The organism is Massilia sp. CCM 8734 (assembly GCF_011682155.1).
GTDB lineage: Bacteria > Pseudomonadota > Gammaproteobacteria > Burkholderiales > Burkholderiaceae_D > Telluria_A > Telluria_A rubra.
Genome location: NZ_WHJI01000148.1, coordinates 1 through 1,024, shown reverse-complemented (window position 1 = coordinate 1,024; position 1,024 = coordinate 1). Strand labels below are relative to the sequence as shown.

The window sequence follows — 1,024 nt, the reverse complement described above, 5'->3', positions numbered from 1 at the left end:
CATCCGGACTCGAACAGGACCGGCTGTGCCGCGCCCTCGATCGTGACCATAGGTACGGCCGCGATCTGTAGGCTGGAAGTAAACTCGGCCTGGCCCGGCTGGGTCAGCGTCGGCTGCGCGCTCAACGAGCTGGTGAACTCTACCCGACAGCCGTCCGACGACCCTGCGGCCAGCACCCCGAGAGAGGACACCATGGTGGCGCCCCCGCCGTGTATCTTCACAGAGTCGGTGGACGCGTTGAAACTGGCCACGGTCGCAGCAACGCCCATGGCGGTCCGCAACGCCGCGGCATTGGCCGTCAACCCGAATGTCGCCGACACGCGTCCCTCGCGCTCCGTCGTACTTTGGCCGCTGCGCCTGACGCCCGCTTCCGCATACAGGGAGAACGTACTTACGCCGGTTGCGGCGTAGCCGATCGTGACGAGAGGATCGGCGCTTGTGATGAAGGTTGCGGCGCCGGCCGCCACACCTGGGCGGATGATCGTGCCACCGGCGACGAAGCCGAAGGTTGTGCTGCACAACGCTTCAGTATGCGCGGCCCGCGCGGTGAGACTCGCGTAGGAGGTGGCGCCGGCGGTCGTTGCCAGCACCCATTCAGCCGACGCATAAAATTCAGGCCGAATCAGCGCCGCGCCCATCGCGATACGCACACCACCGGCGCCCTTGCCCGCCGATCCCCCCGTCGCCACGGCGCCCGCGAACTGCGTGCGGGTCGCATTGGCGGTCAAAGAACCGGCGGCCGCGAACAGCGCCGCGCCGAGAACTACCCGCGTTGCATTTCCATTGACGGCCGCGCTGTTTAAGCCGAAGGAATTCATGCCGGCTTAGTTCAGATTCGCGATCAGGGTGCCAGGTGCAAAGGACAGCACGTCGCCTACCTGCAGCGTCTTCGAGGACAGCATCGGCGCCGAGAACAGCATATTGCCGGCATTGAGTGCATCAAAAACGGCGACGTGCGTCACGGTGACAGCCGCGCCGGTCACTGCGGGGAAGGTGATTGACGCCGAGTTCGAGACTTGCTGTC

The 1,024-nt window shown here is 65.6% G+C and carries 1 protein-coding gene and 1 pseudogene; both read right to left on the bottom strand.

Annotation, left to right across the window (positions count from 1 at the left end; all coding sequences use genetic code 11):
* A partial coding sequence (locus F2P46_RS35935; protein ID WP_166899293.1) for a hypothetical protein occupies positions 1-818 on the bottom strand: 818 nt, incomplete at its 3' end.
* A 6-nt stretch (positions 819-824) separates the two neighbouring features.
* A pseudogene (locus tag F2P46_RS35930) lies at positions 825-1,024 on the bottom strand (hypothetical protein); the annotation flags it as partial.